Annotated in this window: 1 protein-coding gene; it reads right to left on the bottom strand. The window is 70.4% G+C overall.

Translation table 11 applies throughout. The features are described from left to right. Positions 1-52: 52 nt before the first annotated feature. On the bottom strand, positions 53-274 hold the full coding sequence (locus tag FOE67_RS28310) for a zinc ribbon domain-containing protein (protein WP_182667635.1): 222 nt from the start codon (positions 272-274) through the stop codon (positions 53-55). Positions 275-443 lie beyond the last annotated feature (169 nt).

Here is a 443-nt window from a genome sequence, read left to right as displayed (position 1 = left end):
GGGCACCGGAGGGCGGGGGAGCCCGGCCGGGCGAACGCCGGCGCGCCGGGGCTCAGACCTCCTCGTAGCGGATCTGCGGGTCCACGAACATCTGCATGTAGCCGCACTGTGCGCAGATCAGGCCGCAGGCCACCTTGTTGGCCCAGTCCAGGCCGAGGATGGACATCCCGGTGCCGTTGAGCTTCACGTCACGCCGGTCGAAGATCTGATGGTCGCAGAACGTACAGGTCAGCCGCTTGTTGCCGACGAACACCCGGAACGTTCCCCTGGCCATCCGGACCCCTTCCCGAGACGTACCCGTCGGCGACCCCGGCTGCGCCCCTCGGCGATCATCCGGTGGGCCGGGCGACGGCCCGCCCGGGAGCGCACCCGCGGATACTCCGTACGGATGATCCGTGAAGACGATCGTCTCACGGGGTGGGCGGGGGGTCACGGGCCCGGAG

The organism is Streptomyces calidiresistens (assembly GCF_014141525.1).
Classification (GTDB): Bacteria; Actinomycetota; Actinomycetes; order Streptomycetales; family Streptomycetaceae; genus Streptomyces; species Streptomyces calidiresistens.
This window is presented reverse-complemented; position numbering and strand designations above follow the sequence as displayed.

What these genes read in the sequence shown, in the direction of transcription:
- FOE67_RS28310 (WP_182667635.1), bottom strand. Translation starts at nt 274, where the DNA reads ATGGCCAGGGGAACGTTCCGGGTGTTCGTCGGCAACAAGCGGCTGACC.